The organism is Pseudomonas sp. WS 5410, from assembly GCF_012985645.1.
GTDB lineage: Bacteria > Pseudomonadota > Gammaproteobacteria > Pseudomonadales > Pseudomonadaceae > Aquipseudomonas > Aquipseudomonas shahriarae.
The window spans coordinates 144,214-169,742 of record NZ_JAAQWS010000013.1 but is presented as its reverse complement, the minus strand read 5'-3'; the positions used below and the strand labels follow the sequence as shown (position 1 = coordinate 169,742).

Sequence of the window (25,529 nt, the reverse complement as noted above, 5' to 3'; positions counted from 1 at the left end):
AACCTGACACTCCGCTATCGCGGGCAAGCCCGCTCCCACACAAGCCCGCTCCTACATTGAGTGCTGCCTCAGCGGGTACCCGGGTCAGCCACCAGACGGCCGCCATCCTGGGTCAGCGCCTTGAGAAATTCCTGCTGCAACTCCGGATCATTGCGCGTCAGTTCAATCAGGCTCTGTTCCAGTTCGCTGGCTTCTTCTTCCAGGCCCAGCTCCGACAAGCGCTTGACCCGATGCACCCATTGGCTGACTTCGTCATCCTCCAGGTCGTCGTAGATCAAGGCATGGGCTTCCAGCAGCTTGCCGCGCAAAGTGGTGCTGATGGCCAGGGATGAGTCCGAGTGCACGTCGTCCTGGGCATCTTCAATGCTGATCCGCAAGGTGCGGACCTGGCTCAGGTCCTGCTCGGCAAACGGGCTGTCCAGCAGGTTCAGGCGCAGGACGCCATTGCGGTCGGTGGTCATCTCGTGGGTCTGCTTGCCGGCCTTGACCTGCACCGGTCGCTCGCTCCACGGCAGGCTGGTGTATTCCAGGCGGCGGTCACGCTGGATTTCGTCGATGCCTGCCAGGTTCTGCTGCGCCCGGCCGTGTGACTGCACGTTCATGAACGGGTTGAGCCCGGCCACGCCGTAGCTGATCCAGTCATGGGTCATGCTGTCGGGCAGGTTGCCCAGGGCAAAGATGTTCGCCACGTTGGCCCCGGCGCCCGCGACCACTGCCACGGCACCCAGCGGGATCTCATAGAGTTCGCGCCAGGGCTGGTAGGGCGTGTAGCGATCATAGTGGCGCGTGACTTCAAACTCAGTGACTTCGAAAGTCCGCTGTTCATGAATACGCACGCGGCGTTGCGGCAGCTCAAGTACTTTGGGTTCGCCGACATCAATCTGCAGGCTGTGGTCGAGCAATTTGCGCTCGATCCGTTCCTCGTGCTCGCTACGCTGCGACATGTGATTGGCGCAGCCGCTGACCAGCAGGGCGCCGCACAAGGCGGCGCCCCCCAGGGCTTTGGTGTTTCGCTTGAACATGACTTCTCTTGATCTGGTTTTCAGCGACGAATACGCGCCTGAAGGAAGGGCAGCACGTCAGCCACCGGCAACGGTTGGGCTTCGGCTTCGGTCCGGCTCTTGTATTCCAGATTGCCATCGGCCAGGCCGCGGTCACTGACCACGATCCGGTGAGGGATGCCAATCAGTTCCATGTCGGCAAACTTGATGCCCGGGCTGGTCTTCTTGTCGCGATCATCCAGCAGCACTTCGAAACCGGCGGCCGTCAGTTCGGCATACAGTTTGTCGGTGGCTTCGCGAACCTGCTCGGTTTCGTAGCGCAGCGGTACCAGGGCGATCTGGAACGGCGCCAGGGTGTCGCTCCAGATAATGCCTTTGTCGTCGTGGTTCTGCTCGATGGCAGCGGCCACCACGCGGGAAACGCCAATGCCATAGCAGCCCATTTCCAGGGTCACCGGCTTGCCGTTTTCGCCCAGCACTTCGCACTTCATCGCCTTGCTGTACTTGTTGCCCAGCTGGAAGATGTGCCCCACTTCGATACCGCGCTTGATTTCCAGGGTGCCCTTGCCGTCCGGGCTTGGATCACCGGCCACCACGTTGCGCAGGTCGGCCACGGTTGGAACCGGCAGGTCACGCTCCCAGTTGACGCCGAAGTAGTGCTTGTCATCGATGTTGGCACCGATACCGAAGTCGCTCATCAGCTCGACCGAGCGGTCGATGATGATCGGCAATGGCAGGTTCAGTGGGCCCAGGGAGCCGGCGCCGGCGCCAATGGCGTCACGCAGTTCGGCGTCCGAGGCCATGACCAGCGGGCTGGCGACGCCAGGTTGCTGGGCAGCCTTGATTTCGTTGAGTTCGTGGTCGCCACGGATCACCAGAGCGATCAACTTGCCTTCTTCCTCGGCATGCACGATCAGGGTCTTGATGGTCTTTTCAATCGGCAGATTGAATTTTTCGACCAGGGCCGCAATGGTCTTGGTGTCTGGGGTATCGACCAGGCGCAGTTCTTCAGCCGGCGCAGGACGGGAAGTTTCCCGTGGCACCGCTTCGGCTTTCTCGATGTTGGCTGCGTAGTCGGAGCCGTCGCTGAAGACGATATCGTCTTCGCCGGACTCTGCCAGCACGTGGAACTCATGGGAGCCCGCGCCGCCTATGGAGCCGTTGTCCGCTTCGACCGGACGGAATTTCAGGCCCAGGCGGGTGAACACGTTGCAATAGGCCTGGTGCATGCGGTCATAGGTGACCTGCAGCGAAGGCTGATCGGCGTGGAACGAATAGGCGTCCTTCATGATGAACTCGCGGCCACGCATCAAGCCGAAGCGTGGGCGGATTTCGTCACGGAACTTGGTCTGGATCTGATACAGGTTGAGGGGCAGCTGTTTGTAGCTGCTCAACTCGTTGCGCATCAGGTCGGTGATCACTTCTTCATGGGTCGGGCCTGCGCAGAAGTCGCGACCATGACGATCCTTGAAGCGCAGCAACTCAGGGCCGTACTCTTCCCAGCGCCCGGATTCCTGCCACAGTTCAGCCGGCTGAGTGCTCGGCATCAATACTTCCAGAGAGCCGGCGGCGTTCATTTCTTCGCGAACGATCGCTTCGACCTTGCGCATCACCTTCAAGCCCATGGGCAGCCAGGTGTACAGGCCAGAGGCCAGTTTGCGGATCATACCGGCGCGCAGCATCAGCTGGTGGCTGATCACGACCGCGTCGGAAGGCGTTTCTTTCTGTGTGGCGAGCAAATATTGACTGGTGCGCATGGTAGGCCGTTGTCGGTTGCTTGGACTTGAAGTGACCTGGGATTGTACGGGCGGTCGCCGCCAGAGTACAGGCATCAGGTGGTGACTGGATTTCTGTGGGGTGCTGGCTTTAGCCAACCCCCACAGGTATCAGCCTTCTTCGGGCGGGTTCAAACGGATCCGCCGGCTTTCCTGGTACCAATGCAAGGCAATCAGCAGCAGTGTCGGCACACCGAGCATCGCGGTGATCAGGAAGAAGTTGTGATAGCCGAACTTTTCCACCATGACCCCCGAGTAACCACCGATCAATCGTGGCAACAGCAACATGATCGAGCTGAGCAGGGCGTATTGGGTGGCGGAGAACTTCAGGTTGGTCAGGCTCGACAGGTAGGCGACGAACGCCGAGGTCGCCAGGCCCGAGCTGAAGTTGTCCAGGGAAATGGTGAAGATCAGCATCTGCAGGTCGGCGCCCATGTCGGCGAGCATCAGGAACAGCAAGTTGGTGCCGGCCGAGGTGATGCCACCGATAAACAGGATCGGCAGGATGCCGAATCGCACGATCAACAGGCCACCCATGCCAGCGCCGACCAGGGTCATGATCAGGCCGAAGATCTTGCTGACACTGGCGATCTGGTCCTTGGTGAACCCCTGGTCGATATAGAACACGTTGGCCATCACGCCCATCACCGTGTCCGACATGCGGTAGGTGGCGATCAGCCCCAGCAGCAACAGGGCCTGCCAGCGGTAGCGCAGGATAAAGTCGTTGACCGGCGTCAGCACCGGCGCCAGGCCTCGACGGCCCATGGCCGAGAGGCACAGGGCGGTGAGGGTGATATAGAGGATGGCGCGCAGGAAGGCGCGGTCTTCCAGCAGCAGGTCGAGCAGGCTTACGCCTTCGAACAGCACGCTGGCGAAATCGGTGTTGTACAACTGGGTGAACATCGCCGGGACCGACACCAGCAGGACGATCAGCACAAACACCGACATCAGTTGGTGGGCAAACGTGTAGCGCCCGGCCTGCAACTGGGTGCGCAGGGGCACATCGGGTTCACGCATGAAAAAGCTGGTGAGCAGGGCAGGGATCATCAACACGCCGAACAGCACGTAGGTGCCGGTCCACGCCGAATGCTTGTAGTTGAAGCCGGTGGAACCAAAGCCTTCGGCAAAGAACAGCGCGCCCGCCGTGGCCAGCAGGGCGGCGATGCGGTAGCCGGACATATAGCTGGCGGCCAGCGCGGCCTGGCGGCTGTCATCGGCGATTTCCAGGCGATAGGCGTCTACCGCGATGTCTTGGGTTGCGGAGGCGAACGCGACGATAACGGCAATGGCGATCAGCCACGACAGGTGTTTCTGCGGGTCGCAGAAGCCCATACCGATCAAGCCGAGAATTACCAGGGATTGGGACAGCACCAACCAGGAACGACGACGACCCAACTTGCCCAATAGCGGCAGGCGCCATTGGTCCAGCAGGGGTGACCAGACCCACTTGAACGCATATGCCAGGCCGATCAGGCTCGCATAGCCAATGGTCTCGCGTGCCACACCGGCTTCGCGCAACCAGACTGAGAGCGTCGAGAACACCAACATGTAAGGAAGACCGGCGGCAAAGCCGAGCAATAACAGCACTAACGTCGAGGGGCTGGCATAGGCAGCGAGCGCGGCGCGCCAGGTTTTACGGGGCATGGGCTGGAGTCTGCCTCAGATTTACGGAAACAAAGCGCGCACTCTAACCGCTGTGCTCTACCGGGCGCCAGCCATGGCGCTGAATATCAACGCGATTGTTCAGGATACTGACACCTTCGCTGCGCAAACGCGCACGTTGTTCATCACCTGAAGCGCTGCCCGCCGGCAGACTTATCCGACCGCCGGCGGCGACCACCCGGTGCCAGGGCAATTTCGAACCCTCTGGTAGCTGGCTCAGGGTGCGGCCTACAAAGCGTGCGGCACGCCCCAGTCCAGCCAGGTGCGCCAGTTCGCCATAACTCACCACGCAGCCTTCGGGCACTTGGGCCAAGGTCAGGTACAGCGCGGTACGGCGCATTTCGGACGGGGTTTGCGGCGCTTCGACGGGCTCGTTCACTGTTCTGGCTGGCTCGGTTGAAATCAGTCGTTTCTATGTAAGAAACATCTGTAAAGATGGCGTTGAGAATTGAACTCAATAGAAAACCTTGAGTCAGTCCTTGCTAAGACTTCAGCTACGCCGATAATGCCCCTTTTTTCGCCAAACTTGAGCCCCGTAACCGCTTATGTTGTCCAGAACCCTGCTGTGCCTCGCTGTTTTTACTGCCTCTACCCCTGTGCTGGCCGATACCATCTGGTTGAAAAACGGTGATCGCCTGACCGGCAAGATCAAGGTTTTCGACGGCGGCAAGCTGTTGATCCAGACTGAATACGCCGGGGCGATCCCGGTGGACTGGAAACAGGTGAAAACCCTGGAAAGCGACCAGGAGCTGCTGGTCAAGCAAGACGCCTACACCGGCGAGAAGGCCAAGTCCCTGCACCCGGCCGAGGATGGCAAGGTGATCCTGGCCAACGGCGAGGCTCCCAAGACGGTGGAGTTGGCCAGCATCCAGCAGATCATCAAGCCAAAGCCGGTGATCGAGGATCTGGTGTGGAAGGGCAATGTCGACGTGGCGCTGGACTACAAGCGTGCGGAAAAAGACACCGACGACTACGACATCGACTTCAAGACCACCGCCCGTCACGGCAAGTGGCGGCATATTGCCGAAGGCGAATACAACCGCGAATTCCAGAACGATGTGGTCACCACCGACAACTGGAGCGCCGAGTACGCGCTGGACCGCTTTATTACCGACCAGTGGTTCTGGCAGGGGCGCTTGACCTACAAGCACGACAAGGTTGAAGACCTGCGTCGCCAGCGCACCGTCGGTACCGGTCCGGGTTATCAGTTCTGGGACGATGAACTGGGAGCGTTCTCCCTGGGCTCGCTGCTCAACCGCACTGACTATGAGTACCAGGACGGCGGCAAGGACAACTTCTATTCCCTGGCCATGAAGTGGGACTACAACCGTTACCTGATCGGCAAGACCGTGGAGTTCTTCACCAACGGCGAAGTGGGCAAACCCCTGGCCGGTCCGGCCGACTACGCCCTCGATGCCGAAATGGGCCTGCGCTATAAAGTCACCGAATGGGCTTCGCTCAATCTCAAGGCCGAGCGCGACATCATCAGCGGCGCCTCGGACAGCAGCCTGAGCAAGACCCGTTACACCGCAGGGTTTGGCGTGACCTGGTAACTGGAATGTAGGAGTTGGCTTGCCTGCGATAGCGCCACCGCGGTTTCTCAGTATTACCGAGGCGATGCTATCGCAGGCAAGCCAGCTCCCACACAAGCCCGGCCCTACACGAGATTTTGCGGTGTCAGTTACAACCGCAGCCCGCCATCCAGCTCCAGGATGCGCCCGGTGTAATAGTCGTTCTCGAAGATGTACGCCGCCGAATGGGCGATTTCTTCCGGGCGGCCCATGCGCTTGAGCGGGATCCCCGACGTCATCTTCTCCAGCGCTTCAGGCTTCATGCCCAGCGTCATCTCGGTCTCGATAAAGCCCGGCGCAATACCCGCCACGCGAATGCCATAGCGCGCCAGTTCCTTGGCCCAGGTCACCGTCGCTGCGGCCACGCCGGCCTTGGCCGCCGAATAGTTGGTCTGGCCCACGTTACCCGCGCGGGAGATCGACGAGATGTTGATAATGGCGCCCTGGTTGTTCAGCTCCACCATTTTTGCTGCCACTTCGCGGGTGCAGAGGAACACGCCGGTCAGGTTGACGTCGATCACCGCCTGCCACTGGGCCAGGCTCATCTTGGTCATTTCGCCGTCCTTGACCTTGAGCAACAGGCCATCACGCAGGATCCCGGCGTTGTTGATCAAACCGTGGATCGCGCCGAAATCCTCGGCGATCTGCGCTACGGTATGAGTTACCTGATCTTCATCTGCCACATTGCACAGATAGCTGCGTGCGGTGACACCGTGGGACTGGCAGGCAGCCACGGCCGCGTCGAGCTTTTCCTGATTGAGGTCCACCAGTGCCAGATGGGCACCTTTGCTTGCAAAATACTCGGCCATGGAGCGGCCCAGGCCCTGGCAACCGCCGGTGATAATGATTACTTTGTCGTTGAGATGCATTCGCATGTCCTATGAGCAGATTTAAGCGGTTGCCCCAGTCCGTTTTCTGACGGAATTTATCGAAGGAGTCATAAATTGAGCGTCCACGTTGCCAAGAATGCACGAGAACTACTGCTCAAGGAATACCGTGGGGCGCTGGCCACCCACTCCAAGGCCATGCCCGGCTTCCCCTTTGGTTCGGTGGTGCCTTATTGCCTGGATGCCGAAGGCCGGCCGCTGATCCTGATCAGCCGTATTGCCCAGCACACCCACAACCTGCAAAAAGACCCCAAGTGCTCGTTGTTGGTGGGCGAGCGCGAGGCTGATGATGTGCAAGCTGTCGGGCGTCTGACCTATCTCGCCGAAGCCGAAAAGCTCGAGGACGAGGCGGCCATTGCCGCCGCCGCCGAACGCTACTACCGGTATTTCCCGGACTCGGCCAACTACCACAAGGCCCATGACTTCGATTTCTGGGTGCTCAAGCCGGTGCGGCATCGCTACATCGGCGGTTTTGGCGCGATCCACTGGGTCGATCAGTTGACCCTGGCCAATCCGTTCGCCGGCAAGGCCGAGTTGAGCATGATCGAGCACATGAACAGCGATCACACCAAGGCCATCGCCCACTATGTCGAACTGGCGGGCCTGCCGACGTCCGAGCCGGCGCAACTGGCCGGTATCGACAGCGAAGGCATGCACCTGCGCATCGGTCAGGGCCTGCACTGGTTGCCCTTTGCGGGTACTTGCAACACGCCGACACAAGTGCGCGAGGCCTTGGTTTTCCTGGCTCACGCCGAGGCTTGGCCGAAAAAAGCCACCTCGCAAGCTTGAATTCACGAAAGGGCGACGTCATCTAGGGTCTAGTAGCAAGGCATTCTTGCGTTGAGGAACCATTTGATGCGCCCTTTTTTATTGCTCTTTCTGCTGTTTCCGGTGCTGGAGCTGTTCGTATTCGTCAAGGTCAGCGGGGCTATAGGGTTTTTCCCGGCGCTGCTGCTGATTATTCTCGGCTCGATGCTCGGCGTGTTCGTGCTGCGTATCGCCGGCCTGGCCACTGCACTGCGTGCCCGTGAAAGCCTGAATCGCGGCGAATTGCCGGCCCAGACCATGCTTGAAGGCTTGATGATGGCTTTGGCCGGTGGCCTGTTGATCGTGCCGGGTTTTGTCAGTGATGTGCTGGGTTTGATCCTGCTGCTGCCATTCACCCGGCGCTTGTTGGCAGGCAAGCTGCGCCAGCGTGCCGAAGAAGCGGCGATCCGCCAGCGTGCGTTTGCCGATGACCTGCAGCCTCGTGGTGGCCCGGCACCTCGCCAGCCGTTGGGGCGTGAAGGTGATGTGATCGAAGGTGAGTTCGAGCACCGCGACTCCAAGTAACGCCATCCCTGGCAGGGCACCTTCGGGTGCCCTGCTGACACAAAAATTTTCATCTGCGGCCCTTGTAATAAGCATATACGCCCTTATGTAACGGTCACCGCAAGGTTTCTGGTGGCGACACCAGACAGACTTCCGCGTTTCGCTTGGCGAACCGCGACCGGCACCGCCGGAATACCACCCGCCGGTACTGATACCGGCCGATGAAACTTACAATTAGGAGAGATCGACAATGAGCAAGCTTCGTCCTCTGCACGACCGCGTCGTTATCCGTCGCAGCGAAGAAGAAAAGAAAACCGCTGGCGGTATCGTTCTGCCAGGTTCGGCTGCTGAAAAAGCCAACCACGGTGTGATCGTCGCTGCAGGCCCAGGCAAGACTCTGGAAAACGGTGAAGTGCGTGCGCTGGCCGTTAAAGTCGGTGACAAGGTTGTATTCGGTCCTTACTCCGGCAGCAACACTGTGAAAGTCGACGGCGAAGACCTGCTGGTTATGGCTGAGAACGAGATTCTCGCTGTACTGGAAGGCTGATTCCCCGCTCATTTTCCCGTTACTACAAAGTATTTAAGGAATATCGATCATGGCTGCTAAAGAAGTTAAATTCGGCGATTCCGCCCGTAAGAAAATGCTCACCGGTGTCAACATCCTGGCTGACGCAGTAAAAGCGACCCTGGGCCCGAAAGGCCGTAACGTGATCATCGAGAAGAGCTTCGGCGCTCCGACCATCACCAAGGACGGCGTTTCGGTCGCCAAAGAAATCGAACTGGAAGACCGTTTCGAAAACATGGGCGCGCAGCTGGTCAAAGACGTTGCCTCCCGTGCCAACGATGACGCCGGCGACGGCACCACCACCGCCACCGTTCTGGCTCAGGCCATCGTCAACGAAGGCTACAAAGCCGTCGCTGCCGGCATGAACCCGATGGACCTCAAGCGCGGCATCGACAAGGCGACCATCGCCATCGTTGCTGAGCTGAAAAACCTGTCCAAGCCATGCGCTGACACCAAGGCTATCGCTCAGGTAGGTACCATCTCCGCCAACTCCGACAGCTCCATCGGCGACATCATTGCCGAAGCCATGGAAAAAGTCGGTAAAGAAGGCGTGATCACCGTTGAAGAAGGCACTGGCCTGGAAAACGAACTGTCGGTTGTAGAAGGCATGCAGTTCGACCGTGGCTACCTGTCCCCGTACTTCGTCAACAAGCCAGAGACCATGGTTGCCGAGCTGGACAGCCCGCTGATCCTGCTGGTCGACAAAAAGATCTCGAACATCCGCGAAATGCTGCCAGTACTGGAAGCCGTTGCCAAAGCCGGCCGTCCACTGCTGATCGTTTCCGAAGACGTTGAAGGCGAAGCCCTGGCGACTCTGGTTGTGAACAACATGCGCGGTATCGTTAAAGTCGCAGCCGTCAAGGCTCCAGGCTTCGGCGACCGTCGCAAGGCCATGCTGCAGGACATCGCCGTCCTGACCGGCGGTACCGTAATCTCCGAAGAGATCGGCCTGAGCCTGGAAAGCGCCACCCTGGAAAACCTGGGTAGCGCCAAGCGCGTGACCATCTCCAAAGAAAACACCATCATCGTTGACGGTGCTGGCGTTGAGCAGGACATCCAGGCGCGCATCACCCAGATCCGTGCCCAGGTTGCCGAGACTTCCTCGGACTACGACCGTGAAAAACTGCAAGAGCGCCTGGCCAAGCTGTCTGGCGGCGTTGCAGTGATCAAGGTTGGCGCTGGTTCCGAAGTTGAAATGAAAGAGAAGAAAGCCCGCGTTGAAGACGCCCTGCACGCAACCCGTGCGGCCGTTGAAGAAGGCGTGGTACCTGGCGGTGGCGTTGCGCTGATCCGTGCTCTGGAAGCCCTGACCAACCTGACCGGCGACAACGCTGACCAGAACGTCGGTATCGCTGTGCTGCGTCGTGCTGTTGAAGCACCGCTGCGCCAGATCGCTGCCAACTCCGGCGACGAGCCAAGCGTTGTAGTCAACGAAGTCAAGAACGGCAAAGGTAACTACGGTTACAACGCTGCGACTGGCGTCTACGGCGACATGATCGAAATGGGCATCCTGGACCCTACCAAGGTGACTCGTTCCGCGCTGCAGGCTGCAGCCTCCATCGGTGGCCTGATCCTGACCACCGAAGCTGCAATCGCTGACAAGCCGAAAGCAGAAGGCTCGGCTGGCGGCGGTATGCCAGACATGGGCGGCATGGGTGGCATGGGCGGCATGATGTAAGCCAGCCTTACCCCCGATGCATAAAAGCCCCGCCTGAGTGATCAGGCGGGGCTTTTTTATGGGGGCTTACCGGGTCAACGCTGGCTCAGTTGAGGGGCGGTGGTTTTCGGGGGTTTCCAGCTCAGCAGGTGTTGCTTGAAGCCATAACTGGCCGCCTGGTAATAAGTGATCGCACGCTGGATCAGCGGGTCATTGCTGTCGACCCGGAACTCCTGGCTTGCGCCCAGGGCCTGGTCATGGCGACGCAGGCCTTGGCGCGGGCTGAGGATCGCCAGGTTGGTGCCGTCAAACAAACCCAGGTGCTGATAGTTGCCGACTACCACACGAGGAGGAAGTGGGTTGTCTTGCAGCAGGTTGCGTCCGAAAAACGTCGATTCATAGCTCAGGTTCAACAGGCCCAGGAGTGTCGGGGCGAGGTCGATCTGGCTGGCCAGTTGCGCGCTTTCACGGGCCTCGACCCATTTCGGCGCATAGATAAACAACGGAATCTGGTAGTTGGCGATGGGCAAGTCTTCCTTGCCCGCGCTGCCGGCGGTGTGGTCGGCGACAAACACGAAGATCGTATTGTCGAACCACGGTTTCTGGCGCGCGGCCTGCAGGAATTGACCGATTGCGTAGTCGGTGTATTTCACCGCACCGTCGCGCCCATTGCCGGACTTGATATCAATCCTGCCATCCGGGTAGGTGTAGGGGCGATGGTTGGAGGTGGTCATCAGTTGCAGGAGGAACGGCTGCTGCCTGGCGTAGTCGGCATCTGCCAGTTTCAAGGTCTGGTTAAACAAGTCTTCATCGGCCATGCCCCAAGCGTTTTTAAAGCTGATGTCTGCCTCGGCAACACTGCTCTGGTCGACCACCCGGTAACCGTTACCGCTGAAAAACGCATTCATATTGTCGAAGTAGCCGCGGCCGCCATACACAAACACGCTGTCATAACCGATTGCGCCGAGCTGTTGGCCCAGGCTGGAAAAGCCGCTTTCCCGGCCAACCCGCTTGACGATGGAGCGCCCCGGAGTGGGCGGAATGGCCAGGGTAATGGCTTCCAGGCCTCGGTCGGTGCGGGTGCCGGTGGCGTAGAAGTTGCTGAAATACAGGCTGTGTTTACGCAACTCATCAAGGTTGGGGGTCAGGTTGCGGTCGTCGCCATTGCTGCCCATGTATTTGGCGCTGAAGCTTTCGATAGTCACCAGCACGATATTGGGTTTGCGCAGGGTGCCGGGGTTGTCGATGGCACGGCGGATATCCAGTGGGTCGCTGCCGATGAAGCGGGCATTGGGTTCACTCAGCTCAGTGCGTAATTGGCGGGCCACGATATCGCTCGGCAGGCTTTTGTAGAACTGGCTGTAGTCCAGTTCATTGTTGCGGAACGCGGCGAAGAATTGGTACGGGCCATTGCTGGCCAGCTCATTGTTATAGGCGTTGCCCCCCTGGGTGCGCGGGCTGTCCTGGCTGACCAACTGTAGGCTCAGGCCGGCAACCACCAACAATCCCAAGGCATTGAGCAGGCGCCCGCGCATGGCCGGCAGCGGCGAGTCGAGTGCCACGTTGAACAGCTTGCGCAAGGCCAGGCTCAAGACAATTGCCAGTATCGCCAACAGGCCCAACAGTTTGCCGATTGGGTAGGACTCCAGCAGGTTGTTCAGCACTTCATCGGAATACACCAGATAGTCGACGGCGATAAAGTTGAAGCGCACCCCGAACTCATCCCAGAACAACCATTCGGCCACCGAGGTGAACAGCATGGCGAACAGGCTGGCGGTCAGTACGCCTTGCAGGAACCAGCGGTGGCCGCGCCGCCGCCACAAAGCCGGCGGGCACAGCAGCAGGTACAGGCCCAGGGGCAGCGCGGCATAGGCCAGGAACCCCAGGTCGTAGAGCAGCCCCACGCCGAATACCGGTAGCAGGTTGCCGCTGACTTCATCCAGGTGGGTAAGGAGCAGTACGCTGCGGGTCAACACAAAAATGGCCAGCCAGGTGCAGGTCAGCAGTAGCAAATAACGCATTGGCGCAGTCTTGGGCGGGCCCATGTCTATATTCCTGAGAGCGATGGGCGGCGATCTTCACCCTGACACTGTGGTCAGCTTGTGAACCTATAGTGAAAAACTCGTTAAGCCGCTCAATCGGTTGAAAACAGTAATCGGTTGACCGTTCAGGCCTAGCGGTAAGCCATACTTGGCCTTAAGCTGCGCGAGCCAACACGGCTGTTACCGCGTACGGAGACACTGCCCATGCGAATTTTATTGGTTGAAGACAACCGCGATATTCTGGCCAACCTGGCGGATTACCTCGGACTCAAGGGCTATACCGTTGACTGTGCGCAGGACGGTTTGTCTGGCCTGCACCTGGCGGCCACCGAGCATTACGACCTGATCGTGCTCGATATCATGCTGCCTGGAATTGATGGCTACACCCTCTGCAAACGCCTGCGTGAAGACGCGCGCCGCGACACACCGGTGATCATGCTCACCGCCCGCGACCAATTGGACGATCGCCTGCAAGGCTTCAAGTCGGGGGCCGATGACTATCTGCTCAAGCCGTTTGCCCTGTCGGAACTGGCCGCACGTATCGAAGCCGTGCTGCGTCGCGCCCAGGGTGGCGGCCGGCGCGAGCTGCAAGTCGGCGATCTGTCCTACGACCTCGACACCCTGGAAGTGACCCGCGAAGGGCGCCTGCTCAAGCTCAACCCTGTCGGCCTGAAATTGCTCGCGGTGTTGATGCAGAAAAGCCCGCATGTCCTGCGCCGCGAAGTGCTTGAAGAGGCCCTGTGGGGCGATGACTGCCCGGACAGCGACAGCCTGCGCAGCCATGTCCACCAACTGCGCCAAGTGATCGACAAGCCATTTGCCAAACCCTTGCTGCAAACCGTGCATGGCGTGGGTTATCGCTTGGCCGAGGGGCGTGATGGAGTTTAAGCAAAGCCTTGCCCAGCGGATCATCATTGCCTTTGCGCTGATGAGCGCGCTGGTGGCGGGGGCCTTCGCCATGGGCATCGTCGCCACGGTGCACCTGGTGGAAGAAAAACTGATTTCGGCGGGGCTGGGCGGCGACCTGCAGCGTCTGCTGTTAATGGACAGTGTCGAAGACTGGCGCCACCGTCCCGAGCCGGACCAACTGTTCTATTTCAGCGGCGGACGCGGGGATTTCCAACTGCCCAAGGACTTGCGGCATCTGGACGCCGGCTTTCACGAAGTATTTCGCGACGCGCTTTCCTACCATGCCATGGTCGAGATCGTCGACGGCCGTCGATATGTCCTGCTGCAAGACCAGAGCGATTTCGAAGAGCGCGAGCGCGTGTTGTTTGCAGTGGTGCTGGTAGGGTTTGTACTCAGCCTGGCACTGGCGGTATTCCTCGGCTGGGTCCTTGCCCGTAAGGTGATGGCACCGGTGGTGCGCTTGGCGCGCCAGGTGCGGCATCGTGACCAATTACTGGGGCTGGCGCCGCCGCTGGCGCCGGACTATGCGGCCGACGAAGTGGGCGAACTGGCAGTGGCCTTCGACGCCACCCTTGGCCGTCTGCGCCAGGCCCTGACCCGTGAGCGCTTGTTCACCAGCGATGTCAGCCATGAACTGCGCACGCCGTTGATGGTGCTGGCCAGCTCCTGCGAACTGCTGCTGGAAAACCCGGCGATTGATTCACGGGGGCGTAAACAGGTCGAGCGTATCGCCCGGGCCTGCGAGGAAATGCGCGAGCTGGTGCAGACCTTCCTGATGCTGGCCAGAGCCCAGCATGACGACACCACGATGTCGCCCCAGGTCAGCCTCTCCGAGGTTGCGGAGGGCTTGCTGGGGATCTGGCGCGAACCTATCGAGCGCAAGGGCATCGAGTTGTTCTACCTGCAGGGCAACCCACTCGACACCCGCTACAACGCCACCTTCCTGCATGCGGTCATGGGCAACCTGCTGCGCAACGCCCTGCACTACACCGAACACGGGTTTATCCGCCTGACCCTGGAGCCTACTGGCTTTGTAGTGGAAGACAGCGGGGTGGGGATTCCCGAAGACAAGCGCGAGGCTATGTTCGAGCCGTTTGTACGCGGTAACGAAAAACGCGGTGACGGCCTGGGCCTGGGTTTGTCACTGGTCCAGCGCATCTGCGAGAGCCAGGGCTGGGTGGTCAGCCTCAGTACCATGGAGCCCAGTGGTTGTCGCTTCCATGTTGAATTGAATCAGGTCAAATCCTGAGCCCTTTCCTGCCCCTTCCCCAGGGGCAGGTTCCCGCCTGTTCGGCGAAGATGGCTTCATGCCATGCTTTTTCCCTGTAAAACCTTGTAATTCTTTAGGGTTAGACGGGACGTTTTTTTCACAAAGGGTTGACCTGCGGATGACGTGCGACTGCTTAAGGTTGCAGGCATCAGTCTAGGAGATCCGTTGATGGCTACCCCTATCAAACTTGAATTTTCCGCCAAGTACGACGACCGGCACGCTCAACAATATCTGCTTAAACATCAGGGCAAGTTGGCGCGGCGGCTGTCGCACAAACGGGATGAGCAATTGGCCCGCGGTGCGCTGGCGATGGCCGGTGAGCCTGGTCTGGTGTTGGATTTACCGTGCGGTGCCGGGCGCTTCTGGCCACTGCTGGCCGAAAAGCCCAACCGGGTGATTATCGGCGCGGACAATTCCGAGGCCATGTTAAGCATCGCCACTGCGTCGCAACCGGCGGATGTGCTCAAGCGGGTACGGCCCTTGCAGACATCAGCGTTTGATATCGACCTGCCAGACAACGCAGTGGACAGCATTTTCTGCATGCGTCTGCTGCACCACATCGGCGACCCGGCGCATCGGCTGGCGTTATTGAAAGAATTTCAAAGGGTTACCCGCGATAGCGTGATCATTTCGTTGTGGGTGGATGGCAACTTCAAGGCCTGGAAACGCAAGCGCCTGGAAGTGCAGCGCCGCAACAAAAGTGAGCAGGAGAGTTACCGAAATCGTTTTGTGTTACCGGCTGCTACTGTTGAAGCTGAGTTTGAGCAAGCTGGTTTCCGCGTCCAGGAGTATTTGGACTTCATACCGCTGTACGCCATGTGGCGAGTGTATGTATTGCGCAAGAGGTAGCAGGATGGCAGTTGAGTACGCAGCAGGCAGTCACGTAGCTCCCGAAGAGCGCTTCGATTACTTCTGGCGGCAGCAGGGCGAGTGGGTCGAGGAGCCCAATCGGCGTCGAGGGGGCGAAAGCGGTGTACAGCGGGTAATCGGCACCAGTGGGCGCTTGCTCTACAGCAAGCGCCAGACAGGTCACACTTATCGCAGCTGGCTGCATCCTTTTGGGCGGCCCACGGTGTTGCGCGAGCGCGATGCGCTCAGGGGCCTGCGCTTGCTCGATGTGGGGGTTCCGGAACTGGTGTTCTGTGGCGCCCGTCGTGATCCGGACCAACAGTGGAAGGCTTTGCTGGTGACGGCGGCTTTGGATGGCTTTGTGGATATCGACAGCTGGTACGCCGCCGGTGGCCGCGCGCAATGTGGGGAACTGGTGCATGAGCGCCTGCTAGCTGAGTTGGCGCAAACCCTGGCGCGCATGCACAAGGGGCGCTGGCAGCATGGCTGCCTGTACAGCAAGCATATTTTTGTGCGGGTCAGCGGGGCGGCAGAGGGCGCGACGGTCGAAGTGGCGCTGCTGGATCTCGAGAAGAGTCGCCAACGCTTGACCGCCCGCCGGGCCGCTGACCATGACATGCAGCAGTTGCGGCGCCATTCGTCGTGGAATGCCGCCGACTGGCAAAAACTCAGCTACTTTTACGAAGCGGCGTTTGGCAGCGCTATCAAGGGTTTAACCTAATGAAGCTAGAAATAGCACGAGGTTTGTTTCTGTTGGGGGCCTTGGGCATCGCCTCCCTGGCCCTGGCTGCCTGGGAGCAGCCCCGCACAGAAGTCCTCAGCGCGGCGCACAACGGCGGGCAATGCCCGGTGCCGCGGATCGCCAAGACCACGGGGGTTACGCAGCCTGATCATCAGCTTTTGCTGTTTATGTTTGGGATGTCCCAAGGGATGAGGCCTGCGAGTTGAAGAGATTGACGCCCCTGTAAAAGGCCCCGCAGTGCGGGGCCTTTTGTTTTTTGCGTGTTGCTGCGTTCTTGGTCTGGGATGGCGGCTATACGCTCAGCCCTGGCGGGGCGCCTCAGATCAAGATCAAAAGCAGAGCCACAGTAGAACCGGAGCGCGAAGCCGCGTTCCCCGGTGGGTGTGGGAGCTGGCTTGCCAGCGATGGCGCCGGCACTGCTAGCCTTTATGTTGTCTGACACACCGCTATCACAGCCTCGCAGGGCGAGACAGCTCCCACAGGGGCCGCAGAAACGGATAGGTACTCAATCAATCCGCCGCCGCCAAGGCCTCACGCTTGGCCAACAACGTATAAACACACGGCAACACAAACAGCGTAAACAACGTACCCACAGACATCCCCGTAGCAATCACCATCCCGATATCAAACCGACTGACCGCCCCGGCCCCTGTGGCAAAGATCAACGGCACCATGCCAAACACCATCGCTGCCGTGGTCATCAATACCGGGCGCAGGCGAATCGCCGCCGCTTCTTCCACTGCTTCACGGGGCGTAAGGCCCTTGTCCTTGCGCAGCTGGTTGGCAAACTCGACGATCAGGATACCGTGCTTGCTGATCAGCCCGATCAAGGTCACCAACCCCACCTGGGTGTAGATGTTCATGCTCGACCAACCCAGGAACAAGGGGATCAACGCGCCGCAGATCGACAGCGGCACCGTCACCAGGATCACCAGCGGGTCACGGAAGCTCTCGAACTGTGCCGCCAGCACCAGGAAGATGATGGCCAACGCCAGGCCAAAGGTGACCCACAGCGCGCTGCCTTCCTGGATGAATTGGCGTGAGGCGCCGCTGTAGTCGAAGGCGTAGCCGGCCGGGGTTTCTTCGATGGCGATCTGGCGCACGGTGTCGATGGCCTCGCCCATGCTGACAATCGGGAAGCCCGATATCAGCGCCGAGTTGAGTTGCTGGAACTGGTTCAGTTGGCGCGGGCGCGCGCGGTCACTGATGCTGATCAGGGTCGACAGCGGCAACAGCTCGCCCTGGGTGTTTTTCACGTAGTAACTGTTCAGCCACTCGGGGTTGTCCCGGTAGGCCCGCTCGACCTGGGCGATGACCTTGTAGCTGCGCCCATCAATGGTGAAACGGTTGATTTCCGCTTCCGCCAGCAAGGTCGCCAGGGTGCTGCCCAGATCCTGCATCGACACCCCCATCTGCGCCGCCTTGGCGCGGTCGATGTCCACCACCACCTCGGGTTTGTCGAATGCCAGGTCGATATCGACAAAGGCGAACTTGCCCGACTCCATGGCCCGTTTCTTCACGCGGTCGGCCACTTGCAGCAACGACTCATAGTCATTGGGTGTGTTGATCACAAAACCGAAGGGCAGGCCTTCGCCGGTACCGGGCAGTGATGGCAGGTTGAAGCCGAATACCTGCAAGCCGGGGATCTGCTCCAGGCGTTTCTGCACCTCAGGCAGGATCTGCATCTGCGTGCGGTCGCGCTCGTTCCACGGTTTGAGCAGGAAGCCGCCGATGCCCGATTGCACCCCGTTGAACCCATTGATCTGGAACGAGGAGTAGTACTCCGGGAAGTCCTTGAAGATCGTGATGAACTCGTCGGTGTAGGTGTTCAGGTAGTCCAGGTTGGTCGGCTGCGGTGCGCTGGCCATCATAAAGATGATGCCCTGGTCTTCATCCGGGGCCAGTTGCGACTGGGTGAATTTGAGGAATACCGGGATCAGGCACAGCACGATCAGGGCAAATACGATCACCACCGGCCGGGTGTTCAATGTGCCGTGCAGCATTGTCTGGTAGCGGCGCTTGAGGCCTTCGAAGATGCGGTCCAGGCGATGGGCCAGGCCCGTGGGGTTTTCGTCGTGGCGCAACAGCAGGGCGCACATCATCGGTGACAGGGTCAGGGCGACGATGCCTGAAATCACCACCGCACCGGCCAGGGTCAGGGCGAACTCCTTGAACAACGCCCCGGTCAGCCCCTCGAGGAAACCGATGGGCGCATACACCGCCGCCAGGGTGATGGTCATCGACACCACCGGCACGGCAATCTCCCGCGCGCCTTCCAGCGCAGCGTCCAGTGGCGTCTTGCCTTCTTCAATATGGCGGTGGATGTTCTCCACCACCACAATGGCATCATCCACCACCAGGCCGATGGCCAGCACCATCGCCAGCAGTGTCAGCAGGTTGATGGAGTAGCCCATCAGTTGCATGAAAAACAGCACGCCAATCATCGACAGCGGGATGGTCACCACCGGGATCACCACCGAGCGCAGCGCCCCGAGAAACAGGAACACCACGACGATCACGATCAGCACCGCTTCAAACAGGGTCTTGACCACTTCGTTGATGGACGCCTGGATAAACAGCGTGGCGTCGTAGGCGATTTCTGCCTTGAGATTGGGCGGCAACTGGGATTCCAGCTCCGGCATCAGCTTGCGTACTTCTTTGATCACATCCAGCGGGTTGGCACTGGGCGTGGCCTTGATGCCGATGTACACCGAAGGCGTACCGCCAAAGGAACTGATGGCGTTGTAGTTTTCCGCGCCCATTTCCACCCGGGCCACGTCGCCCAGCAGCACCCGGCTGTCGCCATCGGTCTTCACGGTGATGGCGGCGAAGGCCTCGGCGGTCTTCAAATCGGTGTTGGCGTTGATGCTGGTGACCACATACTCGCCCTTCACTTCGCCGGCGGCGGAGAGGAAGTTGTAGTGGCGCACGGCATCGGTGACGTCACTGGCGCTCAGGCCAAAGCCCGCGAGCTTGACCGGGTCCAGCCACAGGCGCATGGCAAATACCTGGTTGCCGAGGATCTCGGCTTCGGCCATGCCGGGCAGGGTCGCCAGCTTGGGCTGGATCACCCGCGACAGGTAGTCGGTGATCTGCGGGTTGCTCAGTTGCTGGCTGGAGAAGCTGATGTACATCAGCGCCGAGGCATCTGCGGCCTCCTTGCTCAACACCGGGTCTTCGGCGTCCTGGGGCAGTTTGTTCTTGACCTCGTTGGCCTTGGCCAGCAGCTCGGTGAACAGCCGGTCGCTGTTGGCGCCGATCCGCGCATAGATGGAAATCACCGAGAAGTTCTGGCGACTGACCGAAGTCATGTAGTCGATGCCTTCGGCACTTGCCAGGCTTTGCTGCAGCGGCTGTGTGATGTAGCCCTGGATCGTCTCGGCATTGGCCCCGGGGTACGCGGTAGTCACCGTGATCAGGGCATTTTCCATGGATGGGTATTGGCGCAGAGGCAGTTTGCTGTAGGCCTGGAAACCCAGGAGCACGATCAGCAGGCTGACCACCATGGCCAGCACCGGGCGGCGGATAAACGTGTCAGTAAACGCCATGGCTCAGTTCCTTGAACCGTCGTTGCGCGGAGGTTGGCCAGGGGCGGCCGGCAGGTTTTTATCCGCAGTGATGGCGATATGCGCACCGGTGTCGAGCTTGATCTGCCCGGCGCTGACCACTTGCTCGCCACTGCTCAGGCCTTTGGTGATCAGCACCAGGCCATCGCGCCGTTCGCCGGTTTCGATAAAGCGCCGTTCGGCGATCAGTATCGGTTGACCGTTGGCATCTTTTTCGAGGCTGCCGTCCTCGGTCTTTTTCTGTGTTACCACGTAGGCTGAGTTGCCGTAGAGGGTGTAGGTAATGGCACTTTCCGGTATCACCACCTGCGCTTGCGGGTCGGGCAACAGCACTTGCACGCTGCTGAACATGCCCGCTAGCAGTTTATTGTCCGGGTTGGCCAGGGTCGCTCGAACCAGCACGTTACGGGTGCTGCTCTCGACTTTCGGGTTGATCGCACTGAGGGTGCCGGGGAAGGTCAGTTTCGGGTAGGCCGAGACTTGCACCTGCACCCCCTGGCCCACGGCCAGCTTGGGCACCGACTGCTCGGGCACATAGAAATCCACATAGAGGCTGCTCAGGTCCTGCAAGGTGGCAATCACCGTGCCGCTGGCCAGATAGTCGCCCACATCGACCTGACGAATGCCGATAGTGCCGCTGAACGGCGCGACGATGTGTTTCTTGGCCAGAGACGCCTTGAGCTGGTTGACCGTGGCCTTGTTTTTTTGCAGTTGCGCCGAGAGCCGGTCGAACTCGCCCTTGGAGATCGCCTGGCTGCCCACCAGTTGGCTGCCGCGCCCGTAATCGAGCTGGGCCAGGCCCAGGTCGGCCTGGGCGGTTTGCAGCAGGGCGTCTTCCACCGCACTGTCGAGTTGCACCAGCGGCTGCCCGGCCTTGACCTTCTGCCCCGACTCGAACTGCACGTCCTTGACCGTGCCGGCAATCTCCAGGGCGAGGTTCACCCCCTGCAAGGCCTTGAGCGTACCCACCGCCGGCAGGCGCTGTTGCCACGGTTGTTCGACCGCGGTGGCCACCGCCACGCTGATCGGCGGTTTGGGCGCGGAAAAGACCTGGATCTGCTGATAGATGGAAAAGGCTTTATAGCCCCCCAGCAGCAGGACGATGAGCAGCACAACGGCCAACATGATCAGCATGCGACGACGCAGCATATTCCGGTTCCTTGGAAAAAACTGAGGCAGACGAAGACGAACGATTCGGCACATTACTCCGAGTTTCGGGGGGATTCCAACTGGTAAATTTCAGCGCTCGCGGGCAGGCTCAAGCGCAATGGTTTTAAGGCGCAGGGGAATAGGGAAAGGGGTGTCAGGCCTTTCCCATATGAGGTCAGGGGGCGGGCATGTCACGCTTGGCCAGCGCCGTATATACCGACGGCAGGACGAACAAAGTGAACAAGGTCCCGATCGACATCCCGGTGGCGATCACCATGCCGATATCAAACCGGCTGACCGCGCCGGCACCGCTGGAAAACACCAGCGGGATCACCCCCAGCACGGTAGCGATGGTGGTCATTAGCACCGGCCGCAAGCGGATCGCGGCGGCTTCTTCGATGGCGGCACGCGCCGACAGCCCCTGCTCCTTGCGCAACTGGTTGGCGAACTCGACGATCAGGATGCCGTGCTTGCTGATCAGGCCGATCAGCGTGACCAGGCCGATTTGTGTGTAAATGTTCAGGGTCGACCAGCCGAGGAACAGCGCAATCAATGCCCCGCAGATCGACAGCGGCACCGTCACCAGGATCACCAGCGGGTCACGCAGGCTTTCAAACTGGGCCGCCAGCACCAGCCCGATGATCGCCAACGCCAGGCCGAACGTACCCCATAGCGCATTGCCCTCCTGCACAAACTGGCGCGTGGCGTTGCTGTAGTCGAAGGTGTAGCCCGCCGGAGCCTCTTCCTGGGCGATGGCTTGTACGGTCTCCAGGGCGTTGCTCATACCGACAATCGGGTAAGCCGAGACCAGCACCGAATTGAGCTGCTGGAACTGGTTCAACTGTCGCGGGCGTACCTGTTGGCTGGAGACGGTGATCAACGTCGACAGGGGCAGTAATTGGCCCTTGGCATTTTTGACGTTGTAGTGACTCAGCCAGTCCGGGTTGTCGCGGTAGGTGCGCTCGACCTGGGCAATGACCTTGTACAGATTGCCATCAATCCTGAAGCGGTTGATTTCCGTTTCAGCCAGCAGGGTCGCCAGGGTCAGGCTCAGGTCCTGCATGGACACGCCCATTTGCGCGGCCTTGGCCCGGTCAATGTCGATCACTACTTCGGGCCGGTCGAAGGCCAGGTCGATATCCACGTAGGCAAACTTCCCGGAGTCGATGGCCCGCTGTTTGACGCGCTCGGCCACCGCCAGCATCGACTTGTGGTCCTGCTGGGAACTGATGACAAAACCAAAAGGCAGGCCTTCGCCCGTACCCGGCAAGGACGGCAGGTTAAAGGCAAATACTTGCAGGCCGGGGATGCTGTCGAGCTTTTTGCGCAGCGGCGCCAGCACCTCCATCTGCGTGCGCTCGCGCTGGTCCCACGGGCGCAGTTGGAAACCGCCCACCCCCGAATGCACGCCATCGAGGCCATTGATCTGGAACGAGGCCTGGTACTCGGGCAGGGTCTTGAACAGCGCGATAAAGTCCTGGGTGTAACGGTTGAGGTAGGCCAGGTTGCTCGGCTGCGGTGCGCTGGCGAGGATAAAGATCAGGCCCTGGTCCTCATCGGGGGCCAGCTCGGAGAGGGTGAAGGTGAGCATGGCGGGAATCAGGCCGAGGATCAGCAGGGCGAACACGATGACCACCGACTGCGCCTCCATGATCTGATGCAGGCGGCGCTGGTAACGCTGCTTCAGATGGTTGAACAGCCGGTCCAGGACCAGGGACAGGCCCCGTGGCTGTTCTTCAGGGCGCAACAACAGGGCGCACATCATCGGTGACAGGGTCAGTGCAACGATACCGGAAATCACCACGGCCCCGGCCAGGGTCAGGGCAAACTCCTTGAACAGCGCCCCGGTCAACCCCTGCAGGAAACCGATGGGCGCATACACCGCGGCCAGGGTAATGGTCATCGAAATGACCGGCACGCACACCTCCCGCGCGCCTTTGATCGCGGCCTCAAGGGGCGACTTGCCTCGTTCGATATGCCGATGAATGTTCTCCATCATCACAATGGCGTCATCCACCACCAGGCCAATGGCCAGGACCATGGCCAGCAGCGTCAGGACGTTGATCGAGTAGCCCATCAGTTGCATGAAGAACAGCGTGCCGACCAGCGACAGGGGAATGGTGATGACGGGAATCACCACGGCGCGCAAAGAGCCTAGAAACAGGAACACCACCAACACCACAATCAGGATGGCTTCCAGCAGGCTCGACAGCACATGGTCGATAGAGGCGTTGATATACAACGTCGAGTCGTAGGCGATATCGGCTTGCAGATGAGGCGGTAACTGCGCCTGCAGCAGGGGCATCAGTTCGCGTACGCGCTTGCCCAGTTCCAGCGGGTTGGCGTCGGGGGTCGGCTTGATGCTGATGTAGGTCGCGGGCAGGCCATTGAATGAACTGAAGCTGTCGTAGTTCTGCGCACCCAGCTCCACCCGCGCCACATCCCCGAGGCGGACCTGGCTGTCGCCGTTGGTTTTCAAGGTGATGGCCCGGAAGCCTTCAACCGACTGCAGTTCGGTATTGGCCGTGACACTGGTAACGACTAATTCACCTGTGGCGTCGCCGGCAATGGACTGTACGTTGTAGCGCTTGATGGCCTGGGTCACATCGCTGGCGCTCAAACCAAAGCCTGCGAGTTTCAGCGGATCAAGCCAGATACGCATGGCAAAGCTTTGGTTGCCGATGATCTGGGCCTCGGCCATGCCCGGCAGAGTCACCAGGCGAGGCTGGATCACACGCAGCAGGACGTCGGTGATTTGCGCATTGTTCATGGTGTCGCTGGAAAAACCCAGGTACATCAGCGCGGTGTTATCCGCCGCGACCTTGTTCAGCACCGGATCCTCTATGTCCCGGGGCAGTTGGTTCCTCACTTCATTGGTCTTGGCCAACAGCTCGGTGAACAACCGGTCGCTGTCGGCCCCGACCCGCCCGTAGATGGAAATAATCGACACATTCTGCCGGCTGGTGGAGCGCATGTAGTCGATGCCTTGCGCGCTTGCCAGGCTTTTCTGCAGAGGTTGTGTGATGTAGCTCTGCACGGTCTCGGCACTGGCGCCTGGAGAGACCGTGGTCACCGTGACCAGCGCACTTTCCATCTGCGGGAATTGGCGCAATGGTAATTGCCCAAAGGCCTGCCAGCCCAGCAACACGATCAACAGGCTGACCACCAGGGCCAGTACGGGGCGGCGGATAAACAGGTCGGTGAACGTCATTTTTCGTTCTCCCGTTGGGCCGCCAGTGGACGCTCATCAGGTTGGTTCCGGTGGATGCTGATGCGCACCGGGGTACCGTTTTGCAATTTGATCTGGCCGGCAGTAACGACCTGTTCGCCCTTGGCCAGCCCTTTGGCAATCACGATGGTGCCGTCGCGTCGCTCGCCCGTTTCGACCAGGCGTTGTTCGGCGATCAGCAGCGGCTTGCCCTCGGCATCCAGCTCGTCACGGCCTTCGCTGTTTTTGCGCGGGGCTACGACGTACACATACTGGCCATAGGGGCTGTAGGCGATTGCGCTCTCCTCGATCACGATATGCAAACCCGGGTTCGTCAGCAGCACCTGCAAGTGGGCGAACATACCCGGCAACAGGTCGGCGGGCGGATGAGTCAGGGTGGCGCGTACCAACACATTTCGCGTGTGGGTGTCGACGATGGGGTCGATGGCGCTAATGGTGGCGAGACTGGAAAGTCCTGGGCGTGCCGAGACTTCAATGCGCACGGACTGGCCGATCTTGATCAGTTGAACGGCGTGCTCGGGGATGTGGAAATCGACGTAAAGGCTATGGGCGTCCTGCAGGCTGGCGATCACGGTGGCGCTTTGCAGGTAGTCACCGATGTTGACTTGGCGGATGCCAAGGGTGCCGTTGAACGGGGCGACGATGCGTTTTTTGTCCAGCGCCGTGCGACGTTGTGCAACGACGGCATTGTTGCGGTTGAACTCGGCGGACAGTCGGTCGAACTCCTCTTGGGAGATGGCGTTGATCGCCACCAGCTCGCGGCCGCGCTGGAAGTTCTGCCGGGCCAGGCTGCGGTCCGCCAGGGCTACGTCCAATGCGGCCTGCTCGGCCTGGTGTTCGAGTTGCAGCAGGGTTTGCCCTTGCTTGACCACTTGCCCGGAGTCGAAGTGCAACTGGGTGACGACGCCGGGCACCTCGATACTCAGGTTGATGCCCTGCAATGCCTTGAGGGTGCCAGCGGCGGGCAACTGGCGCTGCCAGGGTTGTTCGAGGGCGGTTGCCACCGCCACGCTGACGGGCGGCTTTGGCGCATGCAGCAGCTGAAGCTGTTGGTAAACCCAGAACGCTTTATAGCTGGCGAGCATCAGCACGACCAGCAGTACGATGCTGAGCATGGTAATCATCCGGCGGCCCGGCATAGTTGCTTCCTTGTGAAGGTGACAGGGTGCGGAGGGCGCGCGCAGGGGCGCTCGCTGGCACGATGAGCCAGGCAGTCTTCATCAGAAAGGCGAGTGCTATAAGGCGGAAAGTCGGACGTGTCTGTGAGATGAGTAGTCCCCGTGGCGGGGTTTTTTCACAGGTTGCGTAGGGTTTTTCTGGTGAGTCGGCTCCCAGGTGTGGGCC

20 protein-coding genes are annotated in these 25,529 nt (G+C 60.2%); 10 read left to right on the top strand and 10 right to left on the bottom strand.

Annotation, left to right across the window (positions count from 1 at the left end):
- Positions 1-68: 68 nt before the first annotated feature.
- The 4 genes from HBO24_RS19420 to HBO24_RS19405 form a co-directional block, all read right to left on the bottom strand.
- Positions 69-1,022 carry a hypothetical protein gene (locus tag HBO24_RS19420; RefSeq protein WP_057958637.1) on the bottom strand — a complete coding sequence of 318 codons (954 nt, stop codon included), beginning with the start codon at positions 1,020-1,022 and terminating at the stop codon, positions 69-71.
- 20 nt (positions 1,023-1,042) lie between these two features.
- Positions 1,043-2,758 (bottom strand): proline--tRNA ligase, encoded by a 1,716-nt coding sequence (locus HBO24_RS19415; protein WP_057439372.1) that lies wholly within the window; start codon positions 2,756-2,758, stop codon positions 1,043-1,045.
- Between the two features lie 129 nt (positions 2,759-2,887).
- On the bottom strand, positions 2,888-4,420 hold the full coding sequence (locus HBO24_RS19410; protein WP_057958638.1) for an AmpG family muropeptide MFS transporter: 1,533 nt from the start codon (positions 4,418-4,420) through the stop codon (positions 2,888-2,890).
- Positions 4,421-4,463: 43 nt separating this feature from the next.
- A complete protein-coding gene (locus HBO24_RS19405) occupies positions 4,464-4,817 on the bottom strand; it encodes an MGMT family protein (RefSeq protein ID WP_170060122.1) in 354 nt (117 codons plus the stop codon).
- A gap of 166 nt (positions 4,818-4,983) precedes the next feature.
- Here HBO24_RS19405 and HBO24_RS19400 point away from each other — a divergent pair, with 166 nt between their 5' ends.
- Positions 4,984-5,991: a DUF481 domain-containing protein gene (locus HBO24_RS19400; RefSeq protein WP_115128859.1), complete on the top strand. Its 1,008-nt coding sequence runs from the start codon at positions 4,984-4,986 to the stop codon at positions 5,989-5,991.
- Between the two features lie 128 nt (positions 5,992-6,119).
- Here the strand turns inward: HBO24_RS19400 and HBO24_RS19395 are convergent, their stop codons facing one another.
- Complete coding sequence (locus HBO24_RS19395; RefSeq protein WP_057958641.1) at positions 6,120-6,878, bottom strand: SDR family oxidoreductase; 759 nt, start codon at positions 6,876-6,878, stop codon at positions 6,120-6,122.
- A gap of 75 nt (positions 6,879-6,953) precedes the next feature.
- Between HBO24_RS19395 and HBO24_RS19390 the strand changes: the two genes are divergently transcribed.
- From HBO24_RS19390 to groL, 4 genes are all read left to right on the top strand, one after another.
- Positions 6,954-7,685, top strand: a complete 732-nt coding sequence (locus HBO24_RS19390; protein ID WP_057439376.1) for a HugZ family protein — start codon at positions 6,954-6,956, stop codon at positions 7,683-7,685.
- Between the two features lie 66 nt (positions 7,686-7,751).
- On the top strand, positions 7,752-8,228 hold the full coding sequence (locus HBO24_RS19385; RefSeq protein WP_057439377.1) for an FxsA family protein: 477 nt from the start codon (positions 7,752-7,754) through the stop codon (positions 8,226-8,228).
- A 229-nt stretch (positions 8,229-8,457) separates the two neighbouring features.
- Positions 8,458-8,754, top strand: coding sequence for a co-chaperone GroES (locus HBO24_RS19380; RefSeq protein ID WP_017846112.1), 297 nt, complete (start codon positions 8,458-8,460; stop codon positions 8,752-8,754).
- Positions 8,755-8,803: 49 nt separating this feature from the next.
- On the top strand, positions 8,804-10,450 hold the full coding sequence (gene groL, locus HBO24_RS19375; protein WP_057439378.1) for a chaperonin GroEL: 1,647 nt from the start codon (positions 8,804-8,806) through the stop codon (positions 10,448-10,450).
- Between the two features lie 74 nt (positions 10,451-10,524).
- Here groL and HBO24_RS19370 read toward each other — a convergent pair whose 3' ends face one another.
- Entirely contained in the window at positions 10,525-12,474 is a 1,950-nt protein-coding gene (locus HBO24_RS19370) for an LTA synthase family protein (RefSeq protein ID WP_170060121.1), read from the bottom strand.
- A 201-nt stretch (positions 12,475-12,675) separates the two neighbouring features.
- Here HBO24_RS19370 and colR point away from each other — a divergent pair, with 201 nt between their 5' ends.
- The 5 genes from colR (at position 12,676) to HBO24_RS29640 (ending at position 16,447) form a co-directional block, all read left to right on the top strand.
- A complete protein-coding gene (gene colR, locus HBO24_RS19365) occupies positions 12,676-13,359 on the top strand; it encodes a two-component system response regulator ColR (protein ID WP_029295378.1) in 684 nt (227 codons plus the stop codon).
- On the top strand, positions 13,349-14,629 hold the full coding sequence (locus tag HBO24_RS19360; RefSeq protein ID WP_170060120.1) for a HAMP domain-containing sensor histidine kinase: 1,281 nt from the start codon (positions 13,349-13,351) through the stop codon (positions 14,627-14,629). The genes colR and HBO24_RS19360 overlap by 11 nt, the downstream gene beginning before the upstream one ends.
- Positions 14,630-14,818: 189 nt before the next feature.
- A complete protein-coding gene (locus tag HBO24_RS19355) occupies positions 14,819-15,499 on the top strand; it encodes a class I SAM-dependent methyltransferase (protein WP_115128856.1) in 681 nt (226 codons plus the stop codon).
- Between the two features lie 4 nt (positions 15,500-15,503).
- Positions 15,504-16,220 (top strand): lipopolysaccharide kinase InaA family protein, encoded by a 717-nt coding sequence (locus HBO24_RS19350; protein ID WP_170060119.1) that lies wholly within the window; start codon positions 15,504-15,506, stop codon positions 16,218-16,220.
- Entirely contained in the window at positions 16,220-16,447 is a 228-nt protein-coding gene (locus tag HBO24_RS29640) for a hypothetical protein (RefSeq protein ID WP_057958645.1), read from the top strand. Before HBO24_RS19350 ends, HBO24_RS29640 begins: the two co-directional genes overlap by 1 nt.
- A gap of 303 nt (positions 16,448-16,750) precedes the next feature.
- Here the strand turns inward: HBO24_RS29640 and HBO24_RS19345 are convergent, their stop codons facing one another.
- From HBO24_RS19345 to HBO24_RS19330, 4 genes are all read right to left on the bottom strand, one after another.
- Complete coding sequence (locus HBO24_RS19345) at positions 16,751-19,789, bottom strand: multidrug efflux RND transporter permease subunit (protein WP_057958646.1); 3,039 nt, start codon at positions 19,787-19,789, stop codon at positions 16,751-16,753.
- Positions 19,790-19,792: 3 nt separating this feature from the next.
- Complete coding sequence (locus HBO24_RS19340; RefSeq protein ID WP_170060118.1) at positions 19,793-20,956, bottom strand: efflux RND transporter periplasmic adaptor subunit; 1,164 nt, start codon at positions 20,954-20,956, stop codon at positions 19,793-19,795.
- A 175-nt stretch (positions 20,957-21,131) separates the two neighbouring features.
- A complete protein-coding gene (locus HBO24_RS19335) occupies positions 21,132-24,167 on the bottom strand; it encodes a multidrug efflux RND transporter permease subunit (protein ID WP_170060117.1) in 3,036 nt (1,011 codons plus the stop codon).
- On the bottom strand, positions 24,164-25,324 hold the full coding sequence (locus HBO24_RS19330) for an efflux RND transporter periplasmic adaptor subunit (RefSeq protein ID WP_170060116.1): 1,161 nt from the start codon (positions 25,322-25,324) through the stop codon (positions 24,164-24,166). Before HBO24_RS19330 ends, HBO24_RS19335 begins: the two co-directional genes overlap by 4 nt.
- Positions 25,325-25,529: the final 205 nt, after the last annotated feature.